This is a genomic window from Pseudoalteromonas sp. S408, from assembly GCF_005886645.1.
In the GTDB taxonomy this organism is placed as follows: domain Bacteria; phylum Pseudomonadota; class Gammaproteobacteria; order Enterobacterales; family Alteromonadaceae; genus Pseudoalteromonas.
The window spans coordinates 134,715-161,582 of record NZ_PNDY01000002.1; the positions used below are offsets into that span (position 1 = coordinate 134,715).

The 26,868-nt window shown below is 39.0% G+C and carries 29 protein-coding genes; 18 read left to right on the plus strand and 11 right to left on the minus strand.

The window, feature by feature from the left end; genetic code table 11:
- Nucleotides 1–27: 27 nt before the first annotated feature.
- Nucleotides 28–1,359 carry a dicarboxylate/amino acid:cation symporter gene (locus CWB62_RS02925; RefSeq protein ID WP_010557477.1) on the plus strand — a complete coding sequence of 444 codons (1,332 nt, stop codon included), beginning with the start codon at nt 28–30 and terminating at the stop codon, nt 1,357–1,359.
- A 77-nt stretch (nt 1,360–1,436) separates the two neighbouring features.
- Here CWB62_RS02925 and sohB read toward each other — a convergent pair whose 3' ends face one another.
- Complete coding sequence (gene sohB, locus CWB62_RS02930; RefSeq protein ID WP_138530072.1) at nt 1,437–2,453, minus strand: protease SohB; 1,017 nt, start codon at nt 2,451–2,453, stop codon at nt 1,437–1,439.
- Nucleotides 2,454–2,555: 102 nt separating this feature from the next.
- Nucleotides 2,556–4,985 (minus strand): VolA/Pla-1 family phospholipase, encoded by a 2,430-nt coding sequence (locus CWB62_RS02935; RefSeq protein ID WP_058404442.1) that lies wholly within the window; start codon nt 4,983–4,985, stop codon nt 2,556–2,558.
- Nucleotides 4,986–5,191: 206 nt separating this feature from the next.
- Here CWB62_RS02935 and CWB62_RS02940 point away from each other — a divergent pair, with 206 nt between their 5' ends.
- Entirely contained in the window at nt 5,192–5,932 is a 741-nt protein-coding gene (locus CWB62_RS02940; protein ID WP_138530070.1) for a YciK family oxidoreductase, read from the plus strand.
- A 77-nt stretch (nt 5,933–6,009) separates the two neighbouring features.
- Here CWB62_RS02940 and rluB read toward each other — a convergent pair whose 3' ends face one another.
- The 4 genes from rluB to CWB62_RS02960 all read right to left on the minus strand — a co-directional run bounded on the left by rluB (nt 6,010) and on the right by CWB62_RS02960 (nt 8,989).
- Nucleotides 6,010–6,879 (minus strand): 23S rRNA pseudouridine(2605) synthase RluB, encoded by an 870-nt coding sequence (gene rluB, locus CWB62_RS02945; protein WP_138530068.1) that lies wholly within the window; start codon nt 6,877–6,879, stop codon nt 6,010–6,012.
- Nucleotides 6,876–7,466 carry an SMC-Scp complex subunit ScpB gene (gene scpB, locus CWB62_RS02950; protein WP_138530066.1) on the minus strand — a complete coding sequence of 197 codons (591 nt, stop codon included), beginning with the start codon at nt 7,464–7,466 and terminating at the stop codon, nt 6,876–6,878. The genes rluB and scpB overlap by 4 nt, the downstream gene beginning before the upstream one ends.
- Nucleotides 7,467–7,816: 350 nt before the next feature.
- On the minus strand, nt 7,817–8,338 hold the full coding sequence (locus CWB62_RS02955) for an EF-hand domain-containing protein (protein ID WP_138530064.1): 522 nt from the start codon (nt 8,336–8,338) through the stop codon (nt 7,817–7,819).
- A gap of 219 nt (nt 8,339–8,557) precedes the next feature.
- Nucleotides 8,558–8,989 (minus strand): hypothetical protein, encoded by a 432-nt coding sequence (locus CWB62_RS02960; RefSeq protein WP_058404437.1) that lies wholly within the window; start codon nt 8,987–8,989, stop codon nt 8,558–8,560.
- Between the two features lie 240 nt (nt 8,990–9,229).
- On the opposite strand from CWB62_RS02960, the gene xthA reads away from it, so the two are divergent.
- From xthA to CWB62_RS02975, 3 genes are read left to right on the plus strand one after another with little or no spacing between them, the layout of a single operon-like run.
- Nucleotides 9,230–10,036, plus strand: a complete 807-nt coding sequence (gene xthA / locus CWB62_RS02965) for an exodeoxyribonuclease III (protein ID WP_058404436.1) — start codon at nt 9,230–9,232, stop codon at nt 10,034–10,036.
- Nucleotides 10,037–10,041: 5 nt separating this feature from the next.
- Entirely contained in the window at nt 10,042–10,689 is a 648-nt protein-coding gene (locus CWB62_RS02970; RefSeq protein WP_058404435.1) for an energy-coupling factor ABC transporter permease, read from the plus strand.
- Nucleotides 10,686–11,483, plus strand: a complete 798-nt coding sequence (locus tag CWB62_RS02975; RefSeq protein WP_058404434.1) for a putative RNA methyltransferase — start codon at nt 10,686–10,688, stop codon at nt 11,481–11,483. Before CWB62_RS02970 ends, CWB62_RS02975 begins: the two co-directional genes overlap by 4 nt.
- Before the next feature lie 16 nt (nt 11,484–11,499).
- Here the strand turns inward: CWB62_RS02975 and yfbV are convergent, their stop codons facing one another.
- Entirely contained in the window at nt 11,500–11,946 is a 447-nt protein-coding gene (yfbV, locus tag CWB62_RS02980) for a terminus macrodomain insulation protein YfbV (RefSeq protein ID WP_058404433.1), read from the minus strand.
- A gap of 283 nt (nt 11,947–12,229) precedes the next feature.
- Between yfbV and CWB62_RS02985 the strand changes: the two genes are divergently transcribed.
- The 7 genes from CWB62_RS02985 (at nt 12,230) to CWB62_RS03015 (ending at nt 18,860) form a co-directional block, all read left to right on the plus strand.
- Entirely contained in the window at nt 12,230–13,444 is a 1,215-nt protein-coding gene (locus CWB62_RS02985) for an acetate kinase (RefSeq protein ID WP_138530062.1), read from the plus strand.
- A gap of 1 nt (nt 13,445) precedes the next feature.
- On the plus strand, nt 13,446–15,599 hold the full coding sequence (gene pta, locus CWB62_RS02990) for a phosphate acetyltransferase (protein ID WP_006792172.1): 2,154 nt from the start codon (nt 13,446–13,448) through the stop codon (nt 15,597–15,599).
- 212 nt (nt 15,600–15,811) lie between these two features.
- Nucleotides 15,812–16,198: an ACT domain-containing protein gene (locus CWB62_RS02995; RefSeq protein ID WP_138530060.1), complete on the plus strand. Its 387-nt coding sequence runs from the start codon at nt 15,812–15,814 to the stop codon at nt 16,196–16,198.
- A gap of 3 nt (nt 16,199–16,201) precedes the next feature.
- Complete coding sequence (locus tag CWB62_RS03000; protein WP_138530058.1) at nt 16,202–16,699, plus strand: PTS glucose transporter subunit IIA; 498 nt, start codon at nt 16,202–16,204, stop codon at nt 16,697–16,699.
- A 3-nt stretch (nt 16,700–16,702) separates the two neighbouring features.
- On the plus strand, nt 16,703–17,047 hold the full coding sequence (locus CWB62_RS03005; protein WP_138530056.1) for an ArsC family reductase: 345 nt from the start codon (nt 16,703–16,705) through the stop codon (nt 17,045–17,047).
- The gene (gene dapE / locus CWB62_RS03010) at nt 17,047–18,174 is read left to right on the plus strand and encodes a succinyl-diaminopimelate desuccinylase (RefSeq protein ID WP_257903529.1); all 1,128 of its coding nucleotides are present in this window, start codon (nt 17,047–17,049) and stop codon (nt 18,172–18,174) included. Before CWB62_RS03005 ends, dapE begins: the two co-directional genes overlap by 1 nt.
- Complete coding sequence (locus CWB62_RS03015; protein ID WP_138530052.1) at nt 18,174–18,860, plus strand: M15 family metallopeptidase; 687 nt, start codon at nt 18,174–18,176, stop codon at nt 18,858–18,860. Before dapE ends, CWB62_RS03015 begins: the two co-directional genes overlap by 1 nt.
- 10 nt (nt 18,861–18,870) lie before the next feature.
- On the opposite strand, the gene CWB62_RS03020 is transcribed toward CWB62_RS03015, so the two are convergent.
- Complete coding sequence (locus CWB62_RS03020) at nt 18,871–19,740, minus strand: DMT family transporter (RefSeq protein ID WP_138530050.1); 870 nt, start codon at nt 19,738–19,740, stop codon at nt 18,871–18,873.
- Nucleotides 19,741–20,049: 309 nt separating this feature from the next.
- Here CWB62_RS03020 and CWB62_RS03025 point away from each other — a divergent pair, with 309 nt between their 5' ends.
- The 4 genes from CWB62_RS03025 to CWB62_RS03040 are packed head-to-tail and all read left to right on the plus strand — an operon-like array spanning nt 20,050 to nt 22,959.
- Nucleotides 20,050–21,414: a COG3014 family protein gene (locus CWB62_RS03025; protein WP_138530048.1), complete on the plus strand. Its 1,365-nt coding sequence runs from the start codon at nt 20,050–20,052 to the stop codon at nt 21,412–21,414.
- Nucleotides 21,415–21,422: 8 nt separating this feature from the next.
- A complete protein-coding gene (locus CWB62_RS03030; protein ID WP_058551836.1) occupies nt 21,423–21,848 on the plus strand; it encodes a YcfL family putative periplasmic lipoprotein in 426 nt (141 codons plus the stop codon).
- 11 nt (nt 21,849–21,859) lie between these two features.
- Complete coding sequence (gene lpoB / locus CWB62_RS03035; protein WP_010557495.1) at nt 21,860–22,474, plus strand: penicillin-binding protein activator LpoB; 615 nt, start codon at nt 21,860–21,862, stop codon at nt 22,472–22,474.
- A 17-nt stretch (nt 22,475–22,491) separates the two neighbouring features.
- Entirely contained in the window at nt 22,492–22,959 is a 468-nt protein-coding gene (locus CWB62_RS03040; RefSeq protein ID WP_006792183.1) for an outer membrane lipoprotein, read from the plus strand.
- Nucleotides 22,960–23,013: 54 nt separating this feature from the next.
- Here the strand turns inward: CWB62_RS03040 and CWB62_RS03045 are convergent, their stop codons facing one another.
- Both CWB62_RS03045 and CWB62_RS03050 read right to left on the minus strand, forming a co-directional pair.
- Nucleotides 23,014–24,231, minus strand: a complete 1,218-nt coding sequence (locus tag CWB62_RS03045) for a pyridoxal phosphate-dependent aminotransferase (protein ID WP_138530046.1) — start codon at nt 24,229–24,231, stop codon at nt 23,014–23,016.
- Nucleotides 24,232–24,397: 166 nt separating this feature from the next.
- A complete protein-coding gene (locus CWB62_RS03050; protein ID WP_058404420.1) occupies nt 24,398–24,742 on the minus strand; it encodes an Hpt domain-containing protein in 345 nt (114 codons plus the stop codon).
- A gap of 134 nt (nt 24,743–24,876) precedes the next feature.
- Here CWB62_RS03050 and CWB62_RS03055 point away from each other — a divergent pair, with 134 nt between their 5' ends.
- Both CWB62_RS03055 and CWB62_RS03060 read left to right on the plus strand, forming a co-directional pair.
- Nucleotides 24,877–25,470 (plus strand): tRNA-uridine aminocarboxypropyltransferase, encoded by a 594-nt coding sequence (locus CWB62_RS03055; protein WP_058404478.1) that lies wholly within the window; start codon nt 24,877–24,879, stop codon nt 25,468–25,470.
- A gap of 21 nt (nt 25,471–25,491) precedes the next feature.
- Entirely contained in the window at nt 25,492–26,277 is a 786-nt protein-coding gene (locus tag CWB62_RS03060) for a CLCA_X family protein (protein WP_138530044.1), read from the plus strand.
- A 2-nt stretch (nt 26,278–26,279) separates the two neighbouring features.
- On the opposite strand, the gene dcd is transcribed toward CWB62_RS03060, so the two are convergent.
- A complete protein-coding gene (dcd, locus tag CWB62_RS03065; protein WP_058404418.1) occupies nt 26,280–26,867 on the minus strand; it encodes a dCTP deaminase in 588 nt (195 codons plus the stop codon).
- Nucleotide 26,868 lies beyond the last annotated feature (1 nt).

Below are 26,868 nucleotides of genomic sequence, written 5' to 3' on the forward strand. Positions count from 1 at the left end.
CAAATTTATAAAAAGTAGATTCGGTGTATGTCAAAAATCGGTACGTTAAGTTTAACTACTCGCATCATGATTGGTATGGTGCTCGGTGTTACAGTTGGTTTTATATTTCAAGCAATCTTAGCTGGTCAAGACGATTATCTAATCCCTCTTGGGTTATTCTCTTTGCCAATTAAAGCATTTTTTGTTGACGGTATTTTTCATGTCGGCGGTCAAATATTTATTGCTAGCCTTAAAATGCTCGTTGTTCCTCTTGTTTTTGTGTCGTTGGTATGTGGAACCTGCAGCTTAAGCGACCCAAAAAAATTAGGCCGTTTAGGTGGTAAATCAATTGGGCTGTATTTGATTACAACAGCGATAGCCATAACCGTGGCTATGACTCTTGCCTTATTATTTAACCCAGGTGAAGGCATTGGCTTGCCATCTCAGGCAAGTTACGATGCAAAAGAAGCCCCAACCCTTGCGCGCGTTATTATTGATATGTTTCCTACTAATCCTTTTGAAGCGATGGCAAAAGGTAACATGTTGCAAGTAATTGTGTTTGCATTGCTATTTGGTATTGCTATGGCTTTAAGTGGCTCAGCAGGTAAACGTGTTGCAGCTGTTTTTGAAGATTTGAACACCGTTATCTTAAAGTTAGTAACGTTACTAATGAACATTGCCCCTTACGGTGTGTTCTTTTTAATGGCCAAACTATTTACTACCATTGAACTTAATTTGATTGTAAGTTTAGCTAAATACTTTGGTGTTGTTGTATTAGCGCTATTGTTTCATGCCTTTGTAAACTACACCTTGTTATTAAAACTCCTTACCGGCTTAAACCCTGCTACTTTCTTAGCAAAAATGAAACACACGTGTTTATTTGCCTTTAGTACATCAAGCTCTAGCGCAACCATGCCAATAACACTTGAAACAGCAACTAAAAAGTTAGGTGCCAGTAATTCTGTAGCTTCATTTACTATTCCGCTAGGTGCAACCATTAATATGGACGGCACTGCAATCATGCAGGGTGTGGCTACGGTATTTATTGCACAAGTTTTTGCCGTTGATTTAACGGTGTCTGATTACTTAATGGTAATTTTAACAGCCACACTTGCGTCCGTCGGTACGGCAGGTGTACCTGGGGTTGGTTTAATAATGCTTGCGATGGTGCTTAATCAAGTGGGCTTGCCGGTAGAGGGCATTGCCATAATTATTGGTGTAGATAGACTGTTAGATATGACTCGCACCGCTGTCAATGTTACAGGCGATTGTATGGTTACCTGTGCAGTTGCTAAAAGCGAAGGTGAGTTAGATGAAACTATATTTAACGACCCTAATGCCGCAAAAGATTTAGAAGATTACCATAAGTCAATTGACTAATTACCATGCATTTTATGGTGTAAAAAAACCCTGATAATTATCAGGGTTTTTTATGCTTAACATTTTTGTACGAACATCTACGGATTTAGCGATTTAAACTTGGATATTAAGTTTAACCCTATCTTATTTACGCCACTACTTAGCCCAAGCGCAAATTTATCGCTTAGTCCTTTTTTTACTTTGTACTTAACCTTATAAATTTGACGTTCGTATTGCTGTTCAAGTAATGCATCGTCACTTGTTTTAATAACGTCAACTAGGCCTTTGTCTATTGCTTGTGTTGCAAACCAATGCTCACCCGTTGCAACTTGGTCTATATCTAAACTCGGACGCTGTGAACTAACAAAGGTTTTAAATAAGTCATGCGTTTGTTCTATTTCATCACGAAACTTTTCACGTGCTTTGTCTGTGTTCTCACCAAAAAGAGTTAAAGTTCGTTTAAACTCACCTGCAGTAATTTGTTCAAACTCAACATCATTTTTTTTCAAAATTTTATTAAAATTTGGAATTTGCGCTATTACGCCAATAGACCCAACTATAGCAAAAGGCGCTGCTAGTATTTCATCAGCAACACAAGCCATCATGTAACCACCACTTGCTGCTACTTTATCGATAGACACACTCAGCGGTATTCCTGCCGATTTAATGCGCTGCAATTGCGATGCAGCAAGCCCATAACCATGTACTACCCCGCCGCCACTTTCCAAGCGAATTAGGACTTTATCTTTCTTAGGTTCTGCAATTGAAATGATTGCTGTAATTTCTTCTCTTAAACTCTCAACTTCATGAGCATCCATACTCCCAATAAAATCAATAATATAAAGGCGAGGTTTTACACCTTCTTTTTCTGACTTTTTGTCGAGCGCTTTACGCTCTTTATCGTGCACTTTAAGTTCTTTTTTACTTAATGTATTTTGTAAAAAATCTTCTTTAAGCTCACTCAGCTGAGCCGATACATCATCAATTTGTATTTCACCCTTTTTTGCTTTTGGCTTTACAGCAGCGCCAACAAGCATCATTAAAATAAGTCCTACCGCGATAACAAAGGTAACTGTTTTGGCAAAAAACAAACCGTATTCGTATAAAAATTCCAACTGATTTCTCCGATTTTAAATTTACGCTAATTTATCATGCTTTTAAGCAAAAAAAAGCCACTTTAAAGTGGCTTTGTATTAGATATATTTTAGAGCGTATGTTTAGTCAGTAACAACATCACTGTTTGTTACTAATAACGTACGACCGCGAGTAGCTAAATAAACAGCAACTTGCATTTGCATTTCAGCATTTGCAGCAGCACTACCCTCTGCAGTAGATGACTGAGCAGCATCTTGTGCAGGTGTCAAAATAGAACCATGATGACCCTTAGAAAATTTAACTAAGTAGCTAGATGGTGTTTCTGTCATTGCCTGCGTTGTGCTTACTGTTTCTAATCCCATAAAATTAGCAAGTGGAATTGTGCCAGAAATAGGATTGTTAGCAGCCATTGGTGGAATAACTTGATCCGGCTTGTTTTCACCGCCGTCACCCACTACTACATTAGTATAAACAGGTGTACCCAACGCTTGTACCGCTGCTGCGTAATTAGTTGGGTCACCACTGTCTAATGCTGTTTGAGAAGCAAACGCAAACTGCGTAAACACGCCTTGAATATTTGTAAGCTTAGCTGTTTCGCCTGCCGTTGTAATAGACGCAATGTATTCGTTATAACCACACGTTAAGTATGCTTCCATATCGGGTAGTGTAGCGCCACAGTTAGAAACTGCATCACCTTGCAAGAAGGCATTAAACTCATCAGCTTCAGTTGTACCAGCTTGAGAAAGTACAGAGCCTTGAATAAACGGGCCAAATGCTGCTGATTCTAATAAGAAGCTAGCAATACCACCACCGCCACTTGCAAGAGCCACTGTGTTTACATTAAATAATGGGTCAACAGTCGGCGCTAATGGATTGTTAGCCTGTGCAATAAACGCAGGAGCAACAATAGAGCCTAGTGAATGTCCAATGTAAGTAACATCTTGGCTGTTAATAGTTGCATCTTGCAAAAAGTTTAAACCTAAACGTAAACCTAATAAATCTGCAGCAGATTGGCGCAAACTATCACGTGCAACTAATAAAGAACTTAAATTCATGTAACTAAGTACTGAACCGGTTGTTGCATTAAAGTCGTCGTTACCATCACCGTCAACATCTACACCTCGTTCACCATGGCGAGGATGATCAATTGCAACCGTTGCAAAACCTTGAATAGAAAGCTGAGCAGTTAATGCAAGCATACTTTCTTTGTTGGTTGTAATACCATGTTGCATCATAACAACAGGCCAACCACCTTCAGGCATTTCAATTGCAGGTAACTGTAGCTGCGCGCGCACACCGTTAATAATTGGTAAAATTGGCTTAGTCATTTGTACTGGCACGTTAGCCATGCTTTGTACTTTAGGAATTGAGTTATATTTTGTTAAATGACGTGTACTATCGATACCTAAATCACGTAACTGTCCGCCACTCAGTGCCGAACATAACCCATCGTTTTCACTGATAGGATCAGTTGGAAATGCATCACCTGCAACTGCTTTGTAACCCTGAAGAGCTACAGCGTTATCACACATACCTTGCCAATATGTGTCGTTTAAATCGCTAATATCTGTGCCTGTTGGCGTACCAAGGTACATAGGTAACATAATGCTACCTTTTTGATATTGAACGCCTGAAAACGCAGCCGATACCGTTACACCCTGAGATGCAAACACTTGTTGCACATTAACCATTGGTTGTTCAGGAACTTGAAGTGCAGGTGTAGGCAAAGCGTCGTTCTGTAAACTTGCAGCCAATAGATTTTTTATTGTGCCAAGTACCGGACCCGCTGACTGAATTGTCATTGCGCCGGAGAAAATAATATCTTCTTTTGAAATATCACCAGAGCTTACAACTACATTCTCGTAACTATTTACAGCACCTTGCAATGCCAGTTGAGATTCGGTAATTAATGGCGCTTCTTGTTTCACTAAACCATAAGTAGACGACGGTGCAATAGAGCGACCCATTGAATCTTTAAGACCCGTAGTTAGAACGTTAATGTACGAACTACCTGCCTTAAAAGGCTTAAGAGGAATAATCGCAACGGCATTTCCAGAAGCTTGAGTAACAAAATCAACACCAAATGTTAATTCACCTACTAGCTTACAAGCAGCGCCTGCTGGAGCAACAGAACATTCTGCATCTGTTAAGCTTGCACCCATTATTACTTCAAAAATTCTTACGCTGCCTGGTGTTCCAGCTGACGCTTCGTCAAGTGATACAGTGGGTGGAAATGTCAAATCAACTTTATAAGGAACCTGAGACGACCAGCCGTCAAGTGCACCTAGCGCAAGCTGAGGGTCAGCATAAGCTGCTCTTGGGATAGATACATTATCGTCATCTAGCTCACCCGGGATGTTTAAAGTACCATCTTGGGTGCCGCTCATTAATAAATCGTTGGGAACAGAAATTACACCGTTGGCGGGGTCAAAGCTAACCGTGGCCATGGGTACTACTGTAGCGGTTTCATTCTTAACATCTTCTAACGTTTCTCCGCCGCCACAACCTGCTAAAGCAGCAGTGACAGAGAGTGAAAGTAGCATTTTCTTCATATTGGTGACTCCGAACATATTTTATTTTTATAGTGTGTTTAATCAGTGTATCAAGTTAAAACAATGTAATCAGATTATTAATGAGACATTAGACCAGTTAAACTTAACGTAAAGTTTCTTTTTTCGCCACCTAATTTTTCAATAAATTCGATTACTTGTCGATTTGCTATGTTAAAATCAAAAAAAATCTATCAATTGGTACTTTTATGCACACTTATCAAGCAGCTGAAAATGCATTAAACGATAAAGTTATTTTAATCACCGGCGCGGGCGATGGTATTGGCCGAGTAGCGGCTATTACTTATGCCAAACATGGTGCTACAGTCATTTTATTAGGTAAAACAACAAATAAACTTGAATGCGTATACGATGAAATTGTGAATGCCGGATATCCTAAACCTGCAATTGTACCAATGGACTTAAAGGGCGCGACAAAACAAAATTATCGTGATCTTGCTGCGACTATTGAAAATCAGTTTGGCCGTTTAGACGGGCTTCTAAATAATGCAGGCATACTTGGCTCTCTTGGGCCACTAGAGCATTTTTGTTCATCTACGTTTGAGAACATCATGAAAGTTAATGTGACAGCTCAAGCAATGATCACCAAAGCATTATTCCCCGTAATGCGTAAATCAGACAACGCGTCTATTGTTTTCACCTCATCAGGTGTTGGTCGAAAAGGGCGTGAGTTTTGGGGGCCCTATGCCATCTCTAAGTTTGCAGTTGAAGGTATGATGCAAACGTGGGCTTGTGAAGTAGGTAAAACAAACATTCGCGTAAACTGTATTAATCCAGGCGCCACACGTACATCAATGCGCGCATCGGCATACCCGGGTGAAGATAGAGATAAGTTGGCAACGCCTGAAAGCATAATGCCTACTTACTTATATTTAATGAGTGATGATTCAACTGCAGTCAATGGCGAGTCATTAGATGCACAAATATAAAAGTAACAGGTATTAATTTTTAATAGCCTAAATAAAAAAAGCCGCAACAATGCGGCTTTTTTATGAACGTTAAAATGTTACTTACGTTTAGTCGACTTAACACGTTGATTGTGCTTTTTAACCGCTTTTCTAATTTGATTAATTTTAGCGCGTTTGTCTTTACGTTTCTCTGGCATAACTGAAAGTTTAGTTTGCGTTTCACGACCTAACTTGACCGTTTTACGTAAATAGTTAACGGTATCTAAGTCGTATTCAACCCAACCACCTTGTGGAACGCGCTTGTCGAGCTCTAACTTACCGTAACGAATACGGATAAGACGCGACACTTCAACATCTTGAGATTGCCACAAACGACGAACTTCGCGGTTACGCCCTTCATTTAACGTTACATTAAACCAACGGTTAATTCCTTCACCACCTAGTGGTTTAATATTCGTAAACTTTGCAGGACCATCTTCAAGTTCTACGCCGCGCATCAAGTTTTTAAGTGTTTCGTTTGTTACTTCACCAAACACACGCGAAGAATACTCACGCTCAACTTCATAACTTGGGTGCATTAAACGATTTGCTAATTCACCATCATTAGTAAACAACATTAAACCAGATGTATTTACATCGAGTCGGCCTACAGCTATCCAACGATCGCCATCAATACGAGGTAGTCTGTCAAATACAGTACGACGACCTTCAGGGTCTTTGCGTGTACTCAATTCTCCCTCTGGTTTGTTGTACATTATCACACGACAAATTCTGTCTGCTTTATCTTCAATTTTTACGGTATGACCGTCTACTCGAATTAAATCGGTTTCTTCAACGCGGTCACCGAGTTTAGCGACTTTGCCGTTAACACTAACACGATTTGCGTCAATGTATTTTTCCATTTCACGGCGCGAGCCTACACCAGCTCTGGCTAGGACTTTTTGTAACTTTTCACCTTGTACATTCATTCGGATGGTTCTCTCACAGAAGGATCACTTAATAACTGGTCTATTTTACTTTCTTGTTGCGCAGGTAACGCAGGTAAGTTTTCTAAACCCGTTAATGAAAAATAATCTAAAAATTGTTTAGTCGTGGCGTATAAAGCGGGTTTACCCGGTACCTCTTTATGCCCTACTACTTTAACCCACTCTCTTTCGAGTAAAGTTTTAATTATATTCGAACCCGTTGTTACCCCTCTTACTTGCTCAATTTCGCCACGTGTAATGGGTTGACGATAGGCAATAAGTGATAGTGTTTCCAATATAGCACGTGAGTATTTAGGCGCTCGTTCTTGCCAAAGGTTACTCAACCAAGGAGTTAAACTGCTACATGCTTGAAATCGATAACCACTGCCCACTTCAACAAGGCGGATACCACGGGTTTGAAAATGTGTTTGTATCGTTTCTATGGCATGGTTTATTCGTGACATAGAAATTGCAATATCCATTAAAACAGTGTCTTTAATATGGCGTTTACTTATGGGTTTGTCTGCAACAAAAATTGCAGCTTCAATGATTTCAACTAACTGCTCATCACTAATTCGCCGCCCAGCCATATACACTCTTAATAAATAAAAATACACAGCCATCTATTATGACAGAATAAGCACTAACTAGGAAAATATATCTGGTAATTTTATTAGGTCTGTTATCTTTACAAATGAAGATGAGTTTAAACTAAAGGCTGTTTAATCTCGGCGCAAAGTTTGTAACTTGGTGGGCTCGATAACGGCTCCTGCGTCATAGCAAATTTATAGGGGATAACCACACTAAGCAGGCTCTATTTTGCCTAAATACCAAACAGATTGTTGTAATTTCAACCTGGAAAGATAAGCGCTTACTGAGCTTTACCCATAAAAAAAGCCAGTTACTATAACTGGCTTGCTGTTTTAAAACTAAATCACAGTTAGCTGTGTTTAATTACTTTTAATGCATCATCTTCAGCTACGGCTTTACCATATTTCTTTATGTAACCCGTAAACTCGTTTTTACTAATTCGTTTATCTTTGTTTTTGTCCATGTAACCAAAGTGGTTAGAAATATCGTCGTCGTTACCTTCAACAACTGATATGTAACCATTACTGTCGTTATCTAAACTTGCAAAGCTACTTTCGATTTTATCAAACTTAGCAATATTTGCTTTAAAAGCTGATTCGCTCACATCACTGTCAGTAGCAACTTTACCAGTATTTAATTGCATGTAGGCATTAAATTCCTTACGACTAATTTCTTCATCCATATTAGTGTCGATATTAGAAAAATGCCCCCAAATATTATCATCGTCAGCTTCAACTTTTGAAATAAAACCATCACTATCGTTGTCTAGACTTGCAAAGTCGCTATCTATTTTATCAAGACCTTGATTAGACGCACAGGCCGCTAAACTTAATGATGCTAGGATAGTTGTTGCTAATGTTAACTTTTTCATAAGACGTGTCCTTCGTTGTTAGTAAATGTCACAACAACTAATACAAGTCTAATGCCAAAATGAAATAAATATAAATTTCAATAACTTGCAAGTTGACCGCATGTTTTTCATTCTATTTCAATACGTTAGCCTTGAAACCTTTTCAATCAACCTTGTAAATTTTGCAAAAAAAAAGCCCAGCTTTAAAAGCTGGGCTCTCGTTAATTCTTGTTGTACTAATTAAATTGCAGCATTTTGGTAACGCTTAACAAAATCAGTAACTTTTTGACCATTACATTTTAGCGAGTTTAAGTTACCGATTTTTTGGCGTACTGGCGCTAAACCCTGCTTTAGTGCAGTCATACATAGTTGAGTTTCTTGTTGAGCGTCTTTAGCAAACACTTCTACTTTGTTTTCAATTATGTTGTTTGTTGAATCTTTTTTTGCAATATCGCGAATATCTTGACCGTTACACATAATGCTTTGTGAAAAGCGCGATAAGTAAACGTTGTGCTTAGCTGCTAATTTACGTGCCGCAGAAAAACCTTCGTTTGCGCTTAATACACACAATTTAGACTCAATTGAGTTGTCTTGACTAAAGTAAGTGTTACTTTGAGCTGAAACAGAAGAAGATACTAATAATGTTGCCGCTAAAAATAATTGTGCTTTCATGAGAGATCCTATGTGAACGAGTTTGCCAATGAATTTGCGCGCATTATATAGCCAATATTGTGCAGATCAATTGAATTTTTTATTTATTTTATAAATTAATACAACATTAACAATGTTTAAACTTTCACCAGCATTTGATCAACATTTGCGCAGCTATTTTGTCATTTCAGACATGTTATATAAGCTAAATTACTGATACAATTTACCATTAAAATAAGCACTAATTTAAAGGTAAATCGAATGAAAGTGATTTCTTTCAATATCAATGGTCTGCGTGCTCGTCTTCACCAATTACAAGCTGTTATTGATAAGCATCAACCAGACGTAATTGGCTTACAAGAAATTAAAGTTCATGATGAAGCGTTTCCATTAGACGATGTTCAAAAAATGGGTTACCACGTCTACTTTCATGGTCAAAAAGCACATTACGGCGTAGCTATGTTATGCAAAAAAGAGCCAAAATCGGTCTTAAAAGGGTTTGCTACCGACACTGAGGAGTCGCAAAAGCGTATGATCAGTGTCACTATTGAACAAGATAGCGGCCGCGACATTACAGTTATGAATGGTTATTTCCCGCAAGGCGATAACATTAGCCACGAAACTAAATTCCCGTATAAACGTCAATTTTATAAAGATTTGATGACCCACTTAAATACACACCTTTCTCCCGAACAAGATGTGGTTGTTATGGGTGACATAAATATATCCCCTACAGACCTGGACATAGGTATTGGCGAGGTAAACGCTAAACGCTGGTTAAAAACAGGTAAGTGCTCTTTCCAACCAGAAGAACGTCAATGGCTAGCAACACTTCTAGATTGGGGGTTCAAAGATACATTCAGAGAACTCTACCCCGAGGTGAACGATCAATATTCATGGTTTGATTACCGCTCTAAAGGCTTTTTAGATAATCGCGGCCTGCGAATTGATGTGGTGCTTGCAACCCATTCACTTGCTGAGCGTTGCACTGAGTCTGGAATAGATTATGAGCTTCGCGCGATCGAAAAGCCATCAGATCATGCGCCTATTTGGTCAACGTTTAAGTAGCCATAATGTTAAACACTGAAATACAAGGGCTGTTGTGGGTCCTTGTAGTTACTATTGCGATTTTCAGTTTTGATAAAAACACCTATAAATCGCTTTATAGAACCCCAGCTAGACAGACAGGCGTATTAGCCTGTGCCCTTGTGTTTGCATTACTTTGGCGCATTAAAGCCGGTATTTTAACCGGCCTAGACTTACATATACTGGGTATTACCGCAGCTACATTAATAGTGGGCTGGCGGCTAGCCATTTTGAGTAGCCTACTAGCAAGTGCTTTGTTGTTTTCATTTGGGCAGGTTAGTTTTAACCTTTTACCTGTACAGTTACTTATTGGCGCTTTTATTCCCATATTGCTGAGTTATTTAAGTTTTATTTTATGCTATCACTATTTACCGCGGCATTTTTTTGTATATATATTTGTTTGTGCTTTTATAACTGCAGGGTTTATAGCATGTATCAAAATAAGTTTGGGTGCCCTCTTTTATTTCTTTTTAGGCCAGTACAATTGGCCAGAACTTACAGACAATTACGTTTCTTTAAGTGCTATAATTTGGTTTCCAGAAGCCATGTTAAATGGAATGGCTATCACTATCTTAATCACGTACCGTCCCCATTGGGTTAAAACTTTTTACGACAAGGACTACCTTGACTCATGAGTCTTGAATATCAATGCCCTTTATGTAGCAAATCGCTATCACACTCTTTAAATTCGCTGCGTTGTGAAAACAATCATAGTTTTGACTTTGCGAAAGAAGGCTACGTTAACTTACTCCCTGTTCAAAACAAAAACTCTAAACAGCCCGGTGACTCACTTGAAATGGTACAGGCAAGACGTACTTTTTTAGAGCAAGGCTATTATGCGTTTTTACAACAAGCACTCAGCGATATTGTCAGCCGTTTACAAGGTAATAATATTATTGATTTAGGGTGCGGTGAAGGGTTTTACACTCATGCTATTGCAGATAACACACAAGCAAATATTTATGGTGTAGATATTTCAAAATCAGCTATTAAATATGCCGCAAAGCGATATGCTCATTGCCATTTTAGTGTGGCTTCAATCAGCCAGGCACCGTTTAAAAAAGAGTTTGCTGATATACTGATAAGTGTATTTGCGCCTTTATTTTCTAAAGAGCTTGATAGACTCGCTAAACCAAATGCCACGCTTGTGGTCGCAAGCCCGGGCCCATGGCATCTAAAAGAGTTAAAAGCTTATATTTACCAAACAGTAAACGAGCATACGAAAGTAGATGTACCTGAGGGTTTTACTGAAACGAACCAAGATTTAATCACTGAGCAAGTTACACTGAGTATTAATGATCTTAAAAACCTGATTATGATGACACCGTTTGCGTGGAAATTTAGACCTGAACATTGGCAGGCCCTAGAAGAAAAAGGTGACCACCTAGTGACTTTGTCATTTTATATTACGCAATTTAAGAAAGCATGATTAACGCTAGCGTTTGTTAAAACTGTTCTTTAGTAAACGCTTTATCCATTTTTTCGAACATATCTTTAAGTAAATGCGCTAATTCTAAATAGCGAGGCTTCTTTTCACTTAGTTTGGCTTGATACCCATTAGCGACCATTTTTGTGTGAAGCTCTTTGTACCAGTTTTGCATAACAGGGTCTAGTGGTGTTTGCGCACGTTTCCCTAGCCATAATAAACCTTGTAAAGGTAGTGAGATGAAGAATAATGCACTGGCAATAGCTTGAGGTAAAAAATCAGGCCCCAAATAATTAAGTTGAAAAAACAACGTTAACATAGCAAGTATCGGCATAACCGTGATAGCCAGTTCTGTTGCTTTAATAACTCTGAACTCACTAAACAACGGAGCGAGCTCTTTTCGCATTGGCCATTGTTTTGCGTACTGTCGGCCAATTTGAACTTGTGACATCACACTTTTTTGCATCATGACTCCTCACATTAACTTTATTCAATATATAAATGGGCTTGCGCTCAATAAATTGTAACACAAATTCATATGGTTTCACTTAATCAGTAAAAGTGCTTAATTTTGCTGTTAAATTATGCAAAACACTAAACTAAATACAGCAGATGGTTTAAAATAAAAGCCTAAAGTAGCTTATTGATAGCCTTACTTAATAACCCACTTTAGCCGCTTTATTAATGTATTAGTGTAACAAAATAGCTTAACGTTCACTGACTAAACTTTATTTATGGAAATCAAATCTATGCCAACACCTGCTCCTAAACCACAACATGTTTTAGTACTAAATTGTGGTAGCTCAAGTTTAAAATTTGCCATTATTGATGCAAACACCGGTAATGAAATAATATCTGGTTTAGCAGAACGTTTAGGTGCAGCAACTCCGTCGGTAAAGTATAAATTCAAGGGAGTTAAAACCCTCATTGATTTAACGCCGAATCAAGCTCATGCTGAGGCAATTGATACGTTAGTAACGTTAATAAAAGATCATAAACTAGATGAACAGCTAATCGCTGTGGGTCACCGTGTTGTTCATGGTGGTGAACATTTCACTAAATCAGTATTAATTAACGACAAAGTAATTGAAAGCATCACTCAAGCGGCTACGCTTGCACCGCTTCATGGGCATGCTAACTTACTGGGTATTTCGTCAGCGCAAGCCTCGTTTAAAGGCTTGCCTCAAATTGCCGTATTCGACACAGCTTTTCACCAAACAATGGACAAGGTCGCATACCTCTATGCCCTACCTTACAATTTATATACCGAGTTTGGTGTAAGACGCTATGGCTTTCACGGTACAAGCCATTTTTATGTTGCCGGCCAAACAGCAAAATTACTTAACCAACCTATTGAAAAAAGCAATTTTATAAGTGCTCATTTGGGTAATGGTTGCTCAGTATGTGCGATTAAAAATGGTAATAGTGTTGATACAAGTATGGGCCTAACCCCCCTTGAAGGGTTAGTAATGGGCACTCGCAGTGGCGATATTGACCCTGGCTTATTTAACTTTTTAACGACGCAACTTGATTTTAGTGCGCAGCAAATAGATGACCTACTTAATCAAAAAAGTGGCTTATTAGGCATTAGCGAACTTTCTAACGATTGCCGTACTATTGAAGAAGCCGCTGTAGCAGGAAATGAACAAGCAACTTTAGCCTTAGATATGTTTTGCTATCGTTTATCAAAGCAAATTGCGTCGTACATGGTGCCTTTGCAGCGTCTTGATGCACTTATTTTCACCGGCGGTATTGGAGAAAACTCAGATATCATACGTAAAAAAGTGATCACTCAACTTGGCTTTTTAGGCATAGAATGTGACGCACAAGCAAACTTAGATGCTCGCTTTGGCCAACAAGGTGTGATCAGCACAGAGCACTCTCGTATCAAAAGTGTTGTTATGCCAACAAATGAGGAATGGGTCATCGCCCTAGACTCTGCAAACATTGTTAAGGAGCTTTAATATGGCACACCGTATTATGTTGATACCGATTTCTACGGGAGTTGGGTTAACATCAGTTTCAGTTGGGCTTGTACGTGCATTAGAGCAAAAAGCAGTTAAAGTTAATTTTTTTAAACCTATTGCTCAACCACGTTCTGGCGAAACCGGTCCAGAAAAATCGACACAAATAATAAAACAAGGCTCCCCTATTGACCCACCAACTCCATTTGCACTTGATTACGCAGAGCAAATGATTGGCGATGCAAAAGGCGACGACCTCTTAGAAGAAATTGTCGAACGCTTCGAAAGTAAAATTAACGATGATGAAGTAGCCATTATTGAAGGCATGGTTCCTACTCGTAAACAGCCTTATGCAGGGCGTGTAAACCGTGAAATAGCGCAAACTTTAGGTGCAGATATTGTATTTGTATTAACACCTGGTAACGACAATATTACTCAACTTGAAGATCGCCTTGAAATTGCTGCTGGTAACTATGGTGGAATTGACCACCCTCGTGTATTAGGTTGTATTTTTAATAAAGTAAATGCTCCGCTAGATGAAGAAGGCAGAGCACGCGCCGACTTAGTTGACTCTTACAAACCTGATGAAGTGGATAACGAACTAAACCGCTTAGCATCCCTACCAATTTTTAGAAAAAACCCATTCATGTTGCTTGGTGCAATACCATGGGATTTTGATTTAGTTGCCCCCCGAGTGAAAGATCTAAGTGCGTATTTAAAAGCCACAATTATTAACGAAGGTGACATGCTCCATCGACGCCTACGTCGTATTACATTTTGTGCACGCACAGTGTCTAATATTCTAAACCACTTCACACCTGGTGCATTATTAGTTACCCCAGGCGATCGCTCCGATATTTTAGTTGCTGCATGCTTATCGGCAATGAATGGCACAAAAATTGGTGCGATATTGCTTACCGGTGGGTTTATGCCAGAACAGCGTATTATGGCGCTGTGCGAACAAGCGATGCAAACAGGCCTACCAATATTAGCAACTGAGGCCGATACATGGCGTACATCGTTATTACTTCATAACTTTAATATGGAAGTACCAAGCGATGATGACCAACGTATAGAAAAAGTGAAAAGCCACAATGCTGAATATATTGACTCAGATTGGCTAAACTCACTTGCAAAAAATGTGGGAAAAACACGTAAACTATCACCTCCCGCATTTAGATACTTACTTACAGATAAAGCGCGTAAAGCAGGCAAAACGGTTGTTTTACCTGAAGGCAACGAACCTCGAACCATTAAAGCCGCGGCTATCTGTGGGCAACGCGGTATAGCAAAAACCATTTTATTAGGTGATCGCGAAGAAATAATGCGTATTGCTGAGCAACAAGGTATAGAGCTTAACGAAAATGTAAGTATTGTAGAACCAAGCAGCATCATCAATGATTATGTCGAGCCTATGGTCGAAATCCGAAAAAGCAAAGGTCTCACTGCTGTTGTAGCGCAAGAACAATTACTCGATAATGTTGTACTAGGTACTATGATGCTTGAACAAGGTAAAGTCGACGGACTCGTTTCTGGCGCAGTTAACACTACGGCTAATACAATTCGACCACCACTGCAGCTCATCAAAACAGCGCCAGGTTCGTCGCTTGTGTCGTCGGTATTTTTTATGTTGTTACCTGATCAGGTTCTCGTTTACGGAGACTGTGCAATAAACCCAGATCCAAATGCTGAACAACTCGCTGACATTGCTATTCAATCAGCTGATTCAGCTGCCGCGTTTGGTATAGAGCCACGTGTAGCCATGATTAGCTATAGCACAGGTACTTCAGGTACAGGTGCAGACGTAGAAAAAGTGCGCGAAGCAACTAAAATAGCACAACAAAAACGTCCCGATTTAATTATTGATGGTCCCCTTCAATACGATGCTGCAATTATGGAAAACGTTGCGCTTAAAAAAGCACCTAACAGCCCTGTTGCTGGTAAGGCAACGGTGTTTATTTTTCCTGATTTAAATACCGGTAATACTACATATAAAGCCGTACAAAGAAGTGCAGATCTAATTAGTATTGGTCCAATGCTTCAAGGCATGCGTAAACCAGTGAACGATTTGAGCAGAGGCGCATTAGTTGATGATATTGTGTACACAATTGCATTAACAGCTATTCAAGCAGCACAAGTAGAAGCCCTTAATTAAACGCTTTAATAAACATGTGCTTTTTATAGCCTAGCTAATTTCTAATTATAAATTAGTTAGTTAGGCTATTTATACCTCTCAACCCCCATAGTTATCCACAGAAATTGTGGGTAAGTTTTCTTAGTCTACATTTTGCAACCTAGTTACCGCTTTAATTTAGCTTTAATAATCTATACTATTAATAAATCCTCTTTGCTGTTCGCAGGTTTTTAATGTCAAAACAAACATTACAATTACACAGCACCATTTTATCTATACATAGTTTAGATATAGATGCAGATATTCCTGCGGCTTTGTTAAAACTTCCGTTGTTTTTTATCTCAAAAACTCATGACGAACTATCAATTGTATGCCCCAGCAATTTTGAATTACAAAGTCTAGATACGGAATCTAATTGGCAAGCACTTGAGGTAATTGGCCCTTTGGGGTTTTCCTTAACGGGGATTATGGCAAATATTTCTGGTGTGTTAGCAAAGGCAAAAATATCTATTTTTTCTCTTTCAACTTACGACACTGATTATATTTTAGTGAAAAAACAAACTGCGAAAGAAGCGATTAAAGCACTCCAAAAAGATGGCTATAATGTGGTAACAAACTAATTTATGAAAGCACAACCAATAGAACTAATTGCACAAAATAAAATACCCCGAGACGCCATTAATATCACCAGTCCTTTTACGGGAAAGGTAATAGAATTGAGTAACCACCCAGAGCCTTTGTTCAGTTTTGGTACCCTTGGCCCAGGCGTCATGGTGCAAACAACAAGTCATAAAATATTAGCGCCTTTTGATGGGGTTTTACTACAGGTTAAAAACGCGGGGACTGAGTTTATTTTACAGGCTAAAAACGGGTTGAAGATACTGATTAACCTAACTTTACCGGAATCTGCAGCAATTACACATACCCATATAGCCCAGTTAAATGGCAGCCAAGTATTTAAAGGTCAACGACTAGCATATTTTGACTTAAGAGAATTAGACTCCCCCCTGCTGGGGAGTTTAATTTTACTTAATGGTCACAACCTAGGTACATTTCATCATTCACACCTGCAAGTAAAGGCAGGCGAAGACACTCTATTAACTATCATTAAAAAGAAGTAACTTATGATCACTCTTTACGGAATTAGTAACTGCGACACAATTAAAAAAGCTAAAAAATACCTTACAGATAATAATATTGAGTTTACCTTTCACGATTACCGTAAAGAAGGGGTTAATACACAAATGGTCGCGGAATTTGCTGATAAATTAGATTGGGAACAATTAGTCAATAAACGCGGAACTACATACAGAGCTCTAAGTGACGAGCAAAAGCAAAATTTGACTAAGCAAAATGCTATTCAATTATTAGTTCAGCAGCCCGCCATGATAAAGCGACCAGTATTAGTTAACGGTACTGACTTTTATTTAGGCTTTAAAGTCGCGCAATACGATGAGATTTTTAAATAATGAATGAAGTAATTGCACTTGCACAAGCCTTGATACAGCGTGAATCTGTCACCCCAGAAGATGCCGGCTGTCAACAAATGATGAACGAACGTCTTGAAGCGATAGGCTTTAATATAGAGTCACTATTTTTTACTGATACATTAAATACTTGGGCTCGCAAAGGCGACCAGTCACCGCACTTTTGTTTTGCTGGGCACACAGATGTAGTGCCTACTGGACCCGCAAAAAACTGGCAGCACCCACCATTTTCTGGATTGGTCGAAAATGGTTTATTGCATGGTCGGGGAGCTGCCGACATGAAAGGCTCCCTGGCTGCCATGCTTATTGCTACTGAGCGCTTTGTAACTAAGCACCCCAACCACAAAGGATCAATTTCTTTTTTGATCACCTCTGATGAAGAAGGTCCATTTATAAATGGGACCACCCGAGTTATTGATACACTTGAAGCTCGCGGTGAAAAGATTGATATGTGTTTGGTTGGCGAACCCTCATCTCGGGATGTATTAGGTGATGTAGTTAAAAATGGCCGACGCGGCTCGCTTACCGGGTTTTTAAAAGTTAAAGGTATTCAAGGACACGTTGCCTACCCTCATTTAGCTCAAAATCCGATTCACTTGGCCACTGAAGCATTAACCGAACTTAGCCAAACCCAGTGGGACAATGGAAATGAGTTTTTTCCGGCAACCAGCTTTCAAATATCAAATATTAATGGAGGCACCGGCGCAGGTAATGTGATCCCTGGTGAGCTAGACGTGCAATTTAATTTTAGATTTAGCACCGAAGTCACACATCAACAATTACAACAGCGTGTAATAGACATAGTACAAAAACACAAATTAAACTACGAGTTAAGCTGGATTGTGAATGGCCTTCCATTCATCACTGAACACGGCCCTCTAGTCGATGCAACGGTTAACGCAATTAAGTCTGTAACAGGGTTACCAACCAATCTAGAAACGACGGGAGGTACATCTGATGGGCGCTTTATTGCACAAACGGGTGCTAAAGTTATAGAGCTTGGGCCTCGTAATGCCACCATTCACAAAGTTGATGAATGCGTAAGTACAGATGACTTAATTAAACTCACCGACATTTACGAGCAAATCCTTGAGCAATTGTTAACCTAATGACTGATTTACAATTACCCACAATAGCGTGTATCACAGGCCAAAGTGATGCACATCTAACTAACATCCAAAGCCATCGTTTACATAGCGCTATTATTGAAGATTTTTTCGCGTTACAAAACGCAGCTAAACAAGCCGGGTTTGATTTAACTATTGCATCAAGTTTCAGAGATTTTGAACGCCAGGCGCTAATCTGGAATAACAAATTTTCAGGACAAAAACCTGTTTATAATTCGCAACAAGACGTTGTTGATTTAACGCAATTAAGCGATATTGAAAAATGTATCGCCATTATGCGTTATTCAGCACTGCCTGGCGCAAGTAGGCATCATTTAGGTACTGACTTTGATGTATATGATAAAAGTGCCGTTACTCATGATTATCAACTGCAATTATCACCTCATGAATATGAACAAAGTGGCCCCTTTGCACCGTTAAGTGATTGGCTAAGCTCACACCTCCAAGAATTTGGATTTTATCGGCCTTATCGCGAAGACTTAAACGGAGTAGCGCCTGAACTTTGGCATATTAGTCACATTAAGCAATCGCAATTACTAGTGACCCAACTAACTGAAAGTGCTTTACATGCATGTATTAAAAACAGTGATCTACTTGGTAAAAATGCCTTATTAGCGCACTTACCTGCACTTTATAAGCGCTTTGTGACTAACGTAAGTCCACCATAAAAAGAAGGAGCTACTCCTTCTTTTTATTTAAAATAAATACCAGTACCGCAGTTAAAATAAGTAAACTTGCACTAATAAATTCAAGTGTTAATTGCTCTTGCAAAAAGATAACGCCAGCAACCGCTGCAATTATGGGCACACACAATTGTACAACCGCAGCTTGAGTGCTTTTAAGTAATGGCATTGCAACGTACCAAATACTATAACCAATGCCAGATGCTATTGCGCCAGAGGCGCAAGCAAGTATAACACCTTGTATTGTCAGCAAATTAAAATAACTCATACTAACAAGCAATAAAATGGGGAGCGCTACCAAACTTCTTACAAAGTTAAATCCTGTAGTACGAAGTGGTGAAACACAGACCTTACCACGAATACTATATATGCCCCAAGCTACACCACTTAAAGCCATTAATCCTGCTCCTATCAGAGAAGGCACTGCGGCTGAGGGCAACATTAAATATACAAAACCTGCTACAGCTACAAAAAAAGCAGCCCACTGCACGGCGCTTAATTGTTCTTTTTTATATATACCCCAGCCAATCATCGTAAGTTGCACGGCTGAAAATAAAATCAGAGCGCCTGTGCCGGTATCTAACTCAACGTAGGCCACCGAAAAACTAAGTGCATAAATAAGTAAACTAATGCTACTTCGCCAACTCCCTGTATCACTTAAAATAGCATCATTAAATGACCCATTACGTTTTAGATTATAAGTATAAACGCTCATGATAATACCTAAACATGCAGCACCGCTTAATAAGCGAATGATGGTAAAGTTGTAGGGATCTATATCCCCCTCAGCTAATGCCATTCGGCAAAATAAAGAATTGGCGGCAAATGCTATTAAAGCAATAAATGTATATATAGCTGCTTTCAAAATAATCCTTTTTAACCTAAATCTGGTTGTTAAATAATCTTTTTTTATGGGTGAGTAGTTAAATAACTTAAACTGCTATAAAAGTAAGTTATTTATACAGCATAAGGCAAAGTGTGCAAAAACTTTCAACTCATTAAGACCTTAACTTTTCGCTGTATCTTTCACACATCACTAAATTCACGCCTTATTCATATAAAAAATGCTTATTTACTTTGAGGATTAAATAGCTCTACGTTTTTTTACAATGTTTCACACTCTTGTTTAAAGTGAGTGTGTTAACCTGCTTAAGTAGATTAAAAGGAGTGCTGTGTGCGCAGAAGTATAATTTTAAGCGTTTGTTTTATTTTAAGTGGTTGTAGCTCTATAGGGTTTAACGACCTATTTAACGATTACGCCACACAAATGACGCCAGTGCGAAATGCTATTGAAAATAATAACCCACAACAAGCTAAATCGTTAATTGCTGACAATAGCACTATACACAGTAGTTACTTGCTTAACCAACTTGAGCAAGCGCGTATCAACGACCTTACTAATTCGGCTGATAACGCTCAAAGCAAATTCGAAAACGTATATGTTCAAATGCAAACTAAACGCCAAGCAGCAAAGATTCAACTAAGTGCCGGGCTTGAACAAAGTAATGCATTATTTACGAATGACTCGGCAATTACCTATGTACCGCCTGCTTACGAGATGAGCATGCTTCATAGTTATAAAGCACTTAACTATGTTTATAAAAATGATATTGAAGGCGCATTAGTAGAAGTACGCCGAGCTAATAAAGTACAAGCCGATGCGCTTAGCGAGAATGAAGCAGAAATAGATTCAGAAAATAATGAAGCGCAGCAGCATTATCCAAGTATGAATAATGTGACAAGAGATGTTAAAAACGGCTTTCAAAACGCATACACTTTTTACTTATCGGCTTTGCTTTACCAAAGTGCAAAACAATTTGACGACGCCTACATAGACTACAAAAAAGCGTTAGCTATTCAACCAAATAATAAGTATTTACAGCAAGATGTAATTCGCCTAGCTAAAAAACAAGGGTTTCAGCAAGAATTTGACGAATACACACAACGTTTTGGCGAACTTAGCACTTTAAAGCCTAACCATGGTGAGGTAATCGTATTACTTGAGCAAGGTTTCGTGCCCAAACAAACTGAATTTAAATTAAGACTACCGATTGATACAAGTAGAGGTGATGTTCGTTTTTATAGCCTTGCTATGCCCGTATATAAAGACAGTGCTTACATTAGCCCTATACAAAATGTGAGTATTGCTGGGCAAAACGTCGCATTATCACCGTTAGTATATCTAGAAGCCCTAGCCGCTAAAACTCTTGAACAAGAAATATCAGGCAAAATTACACGCCAAGTATTACGGCTCATAACTAAAGAAAAAGTTCGCGCTGAGCTTGCGCGCAGCGCAGGAGATGTAGGCAACATTTTAGCCAATATATATAATTTAGCGTCAGAGCAAGCCGACACCCGAAGCTGGCTTACATTACCAAATCAAATTGCTGTAGCGCGTCAAAGTCTGACGGCAGGTGAACATATATTAAATATAGGCAATCAACCGCCTATTAGTTTTACCGTTAGTAAGCAAGGGTTAACTTTAATTTACCTAACCTCTATTAATAACTATTTTAACTACCATGTAGTTCAACTCTAGGAGTTACCATGAAATACATAGTGCCAATGTGTGCCGTATTACTGCTAAGTGCTTGTGCAACACAGCCTGTAACATCAGGTATATCGGTTGAACAAACTAAAGGAAATTTTAATGATCAACTTAGAGTGGATAACCCTGACTTAGGTGAAAAACTTGCCATTACCGACGTTAAAACGCGTCAAACAAATCAGTTAACTGATGTGGTGGTTACCCTCTCGAGCCAATATAAAAAATCACAATATTTACAGTATCAATTTAAATGGTTTGATAAAGACGGATTTGTAATTAAGGGAAATCATTCACCCTGGCAACCATTAACTTTATTTGGTTTTGCTAAAACACAATTACCTGGCCTAGCGCCAAGCTCTGATGCAGTGACATTTTCACTAGCAGTCAGAAAAGTATCAACTCAGTCTCAAGAATTTAAAGATTAAAGGAAAGTACTATGAACACCACATTTAAAACAGCATCCACCTACGCATTAGTCGGGCTCAGCGCATTGATATTAAGCGGCTGTGCAAACAAAGCTGTAGTCAGTTATGGTGACGCTCAAGCAGTTGAAACAACGGATATTAATTTTGGTTCTACTGATTTACAAAAAGTTGCCAGCCAAATGACCGACTCACTACTCAGTTCGCCAGTGGTAGGAAGCATGACCCAAAACAACCGTCCGGTTGTATTTGTTGAGCGCATAAAAAACAAAACCAGTGAGCATATTGATACAGAATCAATCACTGATTCTATCTCTACGCAAATGCTACGCAGCGGTAAGTTTCGCTTTGTAGACATGACACGTGTTGAAGCTGTACGTGAACAGCTAACCTTTCAAAACGAAGATGCATTAGTGAACCCAGCAACAGCGGTTGCATTTGGACAACAAATTGGTGCGCAATATATGTTGTATGGCAACTTATCAAGCATTGTTAAAACAAATGCAGATAAATCAGACGTATATTATAAATTCACAATGCGTTTAATGGATATGAAAAGCGGACTTATTGAATGGGCGGACGAAACTGAAATTCGCAAAACCAAAGAAAAATCAACCTTTGGCTGGTAAGCCGATAGGAGTAAGTTATGAAAGCAATTGCTGTAATTATGTGCGCTTTACTTACATTAAGTGCACCCACTTTTGCTAAATACGAGCGAAATAAAGCCGTAGCAGTTCAAAAAGTGTTGTTTGGTGACATTAAATCTGTACGAAACATCACCGAGCAAGAACTAATACAAGACAAAAAGAACGGCTGGAAAACGTTTGGGGGCGCACTTGTTGGTGGTGTTATTGGTAATCAATTTGGTGGCGGCAGCGGTCGTGCGATAGCCACAATTTTAGGCTCAGTTATCGGTGGTAGCGTTGCTAACAATAGTCAGCAAGGTAGCTATTACAAACAAACTCAGTTAGTTGAATTACTAATTCAGGTAGAAAATGGCGACCAATTTATGGTAGTTCAAGACCTAGACCAAGGTATGCGATTTCACAAAGGCGATAATGTGAGGTTAGTTTATTTAGGCGATAACACCGTAAGAGTAGATAAAGCATATTAATAACACGCCTTTAAAAACAAAAACGAGCCAACAGGCTCGTTTTTTTATAAAGTTTTATAACTGGCGATAATCTTTAAAGAAACGCTGCATTTTTTGCATGGCATCAGTTAAGTCATCCTTATTAGGTAAAAATACTAACCTAAAGTGATCAGGCTCTGGCCAATTAAACGCACGCCCATGCACTAATAATATTTTTTCGGCCTTGAGCAAATCAAACATCATTTGCTCATCGTTTGTTACATTAAAGTGTGCAGTATCAACTTTGGCAAACGCATATAAAGCGCCTTTTGGCTTTTTACAGCTAACCCCTTCAATCGCGTTTAAACCGCGCCATGCAATATCACGTTGTTCGTATAATCGCCCGCCCGGGTTAATTAAGTTATCAATTGATTGCACACCACCTAATGCCTGCTGAATTGCATATTGGGCAGGTACATTAGCGCATAAACGCATTGACGAGAGTATATCTAACCCTTTACTTAAGTCGTCCATGGCTGATGTTTTACCACTTAAAACCATCCACCCCATTCTTAGCCCAGCAGCACGGTAAGTTTTAGCTAAACCATTAAAAGTAATCATTGGCACATCATCACACAATGAAGCAATTGAAGTGTGGCTAACTCCATCGTATAAAATCTTTTCGTAAATTTCGTCGCTTAACAACAGTAACTTGTGCTCTCGCGCAATATCTATTAATTGCTTAAGCAGGTCATCACTGTATACCGCACCAGTAGGGTTGTTCGGATTAATTAACACCAAGGCTTTGGTTTTAGAGGTGATTTTACTTTTTATGTCATCTATATCAGGAAACCAATCTTGCTCTTCATCACATAAATAATGAACGGGATTACCGCCCGCTAACTTAACTGACGCAGTCCACAACGGATAATCTGGCGCGGGGATAAGCACTTCATCGTCGTTGTTAAGCAAAGCTTGAGTGATCATTTGGATTAGTTCACTTACCCCATTACCAATATAAATGTTATCAACGTCTAAGTTGTTTAACCCACGTTGTTGATAATGCTGGTAAACAGCTACTCTGGCTGAGTAAAGTCCTTTAGAGTCACAATAACCTTGGGCAGAATACAGGTTACGGATAATATCGCGATGCATATCTTCAGGCATATCAAAACCAAATGCAGCTGGATTACCAATGTTTAATTTTAAGACTTTTTGACCATCGTCTTCCATTTTTTTAGCTTGAGCTAAAACAGGTCCACGAATGTCATAACATACGCCTTCTAATTTATGACTCTTTTTTATATCTGACATTTTACCTCTACTAGCTGGCGCCTGATGACCTTTGTAAGTTGATTTGTTATTAGCAAGGTCTAATTTATCTTAACGATAAAAGCCCCCGGTAACCTGTTAGACTAACCGAGTAAATATAAAACACCAGCAAATTTAACAGCTTAAAACTGAAATTAATTCACGTTTGTTATTGAGCATCTAGCCATTGTTTAAATTCAGATTGAGAACCCTCTACCTGCGGCATTAAGCTTGCACATGCGTCCATTGCTTTGTCTAAATCGTCATCAACTAAACTTAGCTCAATAGTGCGCGAAACCTCAGCAAGACTCGAGGCTCCAAACTGTGCTGCATTTGATTTTAAACTATGAGAATGACGAATCGCGGCTTCTTTATCTTTGCCAATTGTTGCCACAACTTCTGAACCTAAACGCTCAAACTCTGCACAGCAAAAGTCGAGCGTATCAGCAAACTGCTCTCCGAGTAACGATTTCATGTTTTCTAATGCTGATGTGTCTATGGTAATGTCTGCCATAATTTAAGTCCTCAAACTATCCATAAGTATTCTGATTGTAATAACTACTTTATATTGATAAACAAAAAAAACCAACTTAATTGCCCGTACAAATGTATAATTAATGGGTTAATAACGTTATGAAAGTTTTTAAAATGGCACGCACTCTTTGTAATCATTGTAATTTTGCTCTCAACACCTGCGTATGCAGCGCTGTCAAAATCATACCTAATAAAGTTAAAGTTGTTATTCTGCAACACCCTAGCGAAGAAAAAATAGTCAAAAACACCGCAAAACTACTTAAGTTAAGTTTAACTAATTGCTTAATAATAAAAGGTGAAAACAGCCATGACTTTAAGGCTTTAAATAACCTGCCAAAAGAATCAACAGGTCTGCTTTACCCTAACGATGACGCCACCTACTTAGATGAGCCAAGCTTCACAACTAACAACTATATTACCCATTTGATTGTTATCGATGGTACATGGAATAAAGCTTATAAAATTTTGCAGCTCACTCCCATACTTAGCCAGTTTAAAACCATCAGTTTTAAACAAGTACCTAAAAATCGTTACACTATTCGTAAAGCGCCTCGTGCCGACAGCCTTTCAACGCTTGAAGCCGTTGCACATAGCTTAACCCTCATTGAGCAATTAAACCCAGAGCCTTTATTTGCACTACTAGAAGAATTAATAAATAAACAGACCCAACACATGCCCGAGCACGTAAAAGCACGTTACTTAACTTAAATTTAGTTTTTCATAAAACAGATGCGACATTACCCAAATAGATTAAAACGAGGATTTACTCGTCAAGGCCCCGACTATCGCTTTGATGACCAAGTTGATTTTAGCGATATAAGAACCACGTTTGGGTTCAGATCAATGGTGGTTGGTAAATGGGTAACCAAAGAAGAGCGCTATATTAGCGCTAATTTAATTTACGATGCGCTGGCCGACCTAGCGCAAATACTGCATCTACCACCTAAAGCAATTGGTCTGCGCGGAAAGTTAAATTTTGCATTTGGCCACGGTGGTCAAAAAGGTGTGCAAGCGCATTACAATGCAGGCAGTCAAACATTAGCACTTGCTAAAAATGCGGGCGGTGGTGCGCTCGCGCATGAGTGGTTTCATGCATTCGATCACCACATTAGTGAACATTTATTTAAAGTAAAACCACGCTATGGATTTGCTTCAAAGCTTTGGCTTTCTAACACGCCAAATTTATCGCACCCACTTAATGACGCGCTGAACAGTTTTTATAAAGAAGTATTTTTAGATGAAAATGGCGAAAATGCCAATGAGTTTGTGCAAGCATGTATTAAACACGACCAGGCACATAATATGAATTATATGAGTATGCCTGAAGAAATTGCCGCTCGATGTTTTGAAGCCTGTATATCTGCAACCCCCCACATAAAAAATAGTTTTTTAGTGGGCGGCTTACAAACAAGTAATTTAATATACCCACCAACGCATCACATCGCCAAAGCGGGTAAGGCGCTTAACCATTATTTTGAACTATTAGGTTATGCGCTTCATAATACACACGATTAAATTTAGCTGTTATCGTCGCTTATGCGACTCGCTACTGCACTACTTTGATCTTTGTATTTAGCATCTTTACGAATATTGTAAGGGTTTTCACAAGGCCCTGAGAGCATTTCGAAACTCATGGCACCAATTTTCATCATTGGGCGCAATGCTAAAGGGAGCTTTCCTGAGTTGTAAAACTCTAATACAATATTACCACTCCAGCCTGGGTCGATTCTGTGTGCGGTTACATGCACCATTAAACCCAAACGAGCAAGCGATGAACGCCCATCTAACCAACCTACGATGTCAGCAGGTAAGGTTACTTTTTCATGAGTAATGGCCAATGCAAGTTCGCCCGGGTGTAAAAAAAAGGCTTCTCCATCAGCAAGCTCAATCTCTTCACTCATAATTGATTCCATGGCCTTATTTAACTGATCCTTTGGGCCACTCAAATCTACATAAGCCGCATTGTGGGCATTAAACGTTCTAAACTTATTACCAAGGCGCAAATCAGCTGTCACACCCGATATCATCTCACTGCTTGGAGCAGGCTCTATTACAATACGGCCATCTTGTAAGTGTTCTTTTATATGTGTGTCTGAAAGTCTCATG

Excerpts from the sequence above, each read along its gene's own strand:
- CWB62_RS02925 (WP_010557477.1), top strand. The coding sequence starts at position 28 with ATGTCAAAAATCGGTACGTTAAGTTTAACTACTCGCATCATGATTGGT.
- CWB62_RS02935 (WP_058404442.1), bottom strand. The coding sequence starts at position 4,985 with ATGAAGAAAATGCTACTTTCACTCTCTGTCACTGCTGCTTTAGCAGGT.
- CWB62_RS02940 (WP_138530070.1), top strand. The coding sequence starts at position 5,192 with ATGCACACTTATCAAGCAGCTGAAAATGCATTAAACGATAAAGTTATT.
- rluB (WP_138530068.1), bottom strand. The coding sequence starts at position 6,879 with ATGAATGTACAAGGTGAAAAGTTACAAAAAGTCCTAGCCAGAGCTGGT.
- scpB (WP_138530066.1), bottom strand. The coding sequence starts at position 7,466 with ATGGCTGGGCGGCGAATTAGTGATGAGCAGTTAGTTGAAATCATTGAA.
- CWB62_RS02955 (WP_138530064.1), bottom strand. The coding sequence starts at position 8,338 with ATGAAAAAGTTAACATTAGCAACAACTATCCTAGCATCATTAAGTTTA.
- CWB62_RS02960 (WP_058404437.1), bottom strand. The coding sequence starts at position 8,989 with ATGAAAGCACAATTATTTTTAGCGGCAACATTATTAGTATCTTCTTCT.
- xthA (WP_058404436.1), top strand. The coding sequence starts at position 9,230 with ATGAAAGTGATTTCTTTCAATATCAATGGTCTGCGTGCTCGTCTTCAC.
- CWB62_RS02970 (WP_058404435.1), top strand. The coding sequence starts at position 10,042 with ATGTTAAACACTGAAATACAAGGGCTGTTGTGGGTCCTTGTAGTTACT.
- CWB62_RS02975 (WP_058404434.1), top strand. The coding sequence starts at position 10,686 with ATGAGTCTTGAATATCAATGCCCTTTATGTAGCAAATCGCTATCACAC.
- yfbV (WP_058404433.1), bottom strand. The coding sequence starts at position 11,946 with ATGCAAAAAAGTGTGATGTCACAAGTTCAAATTGGCCGACAGTACGCA.
- CWB62_RS02985 (WP_138530062.1), top strand. The coding sequence starts at position 12,230 with ATGCCAACACCTGCTCCTAAACCACAACATGTTTTAGTACTAAATTGT.
- pta (WP_006792172.1), top strand. The coding sequence starts at position 13,446 with ATGGCACACCGTATTATGTTGATACCGATTTCTACGGGAGTTGGGTTA.
- CWB62_RS02995 (WP_138530060.1), top strand. The coding sequence starts at position 15,812 with ATGTCAAAACAAACATTACAATTACACAGCACCATTTTATCTATACAT.
- CWB62_RS03000 (WP_138530058.1), top strand. The coding sequence starts at position 16,202 with ATGAAAGCACAACCAATAGAACTAATTGCACAAAATAAAATACCCCGA.
- CWB62_RS03005 (WP_138530056.1), top strand. The coding sequence starts at position 16,703 with ATGATCACTCTTTACGGAATTAGTAACTGCGACACAATTAAAAAAGCT.
- dapE (WP_257903529.1), top strand. The coding sequence starts at position 17,047 with ATGAATGAAGTAATTGCACTTGCACAAGCCTTGATACAGCGTGAATCT.
- CWB62_RS03015 (WP_138530052.1), top strand. The coding sequence starts at position 18,174 with ATGACTGATTTACAATTACCCACAATAGCGTGTATCACAGGCCAAAGT.
- CWB62_RS03030 (WP_058551836.1), top strand. The coding sequence starts at position 21,423 with ATGAAATACATAGTGCCAATGTGTGCCGTATTACTGCTAAGTGCTTGT.
- lpoB (WP_010557495.1), top strand. The coding sequence starts at position 21,860 with ATGAACACCACATTTAAAACAGCATCCACCTACGCATTAGTCGGGCTC.
- CWB62_RS03040 (WP_006792183.1), top strand. The coding sequence starts at position 22,492 with ATGAAAGCAATTGCTGTAATTATGTGCGCTTTACTTACATTAAGTGCA.
- CWB62_RS03045 (WP_138530046.1), bottom strand. The coding sequence starts at position 24,231 with ATGTCAGATATAAAAAAGAGTCATAAATTAGAAGGCGTATGTTATGAC.
- CWB62_RS03050 (WP_058404420.1), bottom strand. The coding sequence starts at position 24,742 with ATGGCAGACATTACCATAGACACATCAGCATTAGAAAACATGAAATCG.
- CWB62_RS03055 (WP_058404478.1), top strand. The coding sequence starts at position 24,877 with ATGGCACGCACTCTTTGTAATCATTGTAATTTTGCTCTCAACACCTGC.
- CWB62_RS03060 (WP_138530044.1), top strand. The coding sequence starts at position 25,492 with ATGCGACATTACCCAAATAGATTAAAACGAGGATTTACTCGTCAAGGC.
- dcd (WP_058404418.1), bottom strand. The coding sequence starts at position 26,867 with ATGAGACTTTCAGACACACATATAAAAGAACACTTACAAGATGGCCGT.